The 307-nt window shown below is 52.8% G+C and carries 1 pseudogene; it reads left to right on the top strand.

Annotation, left to right across the window (positions count from 1 at the left end):
• Positions 1 to 54: 54 nt before the first annotated feature.
• A pseudogene (locus A8707_RS26455) lies at positions 55 to 307 on the top strand (hypothetical protein); the annotation flags it as partial.

The raw sequence follows: 307 nt of genomic DNA, 5'->3' as shown, positions 1-307 counted from the left end.
GTCAACCGCCAGGGCATCCGGGCGAGCAAGCCGTTTCAAGAGGCGCAGTGCTACTTGAGCAACTTAACCCTCGATGCCCCTGAATTCCTAGAATTGACCCGTAGCCACTGGCAAATTGAAAATGGGTTGCACTGGGTCAAAGATGTCACCTTACACGAAGATGATCCGCCTCGACGGGGTGGGTATGCCCCGATTAGTTGGGCGATCTTCAATTCGTTCCTGATTACCCTTGCCCGTCGTTTGGGTTGCCGTACTCTCCCAGATTGCATTCGTCATCTAGCCAATCAAGTCCATCAGGTTTTTCGCT

The sequence above is a fragment of the Phormidesmis priestleyi BC1401 genome, from assembly GCF_001650195.1.
Taxonomy (GTDB): domain Bacteria; phylum Cyanobacteriota; class Cyanobacteriia; order Leptolyngbyales; family Leptolyngbyaceae; genus Phormidesmis_A; species Phormidesmis_A priestleyi_B.
Note: the sequence above shows the minus strand (reverse complement) of the source record. Positions and strands in the feature narration are given on the sequence as shown.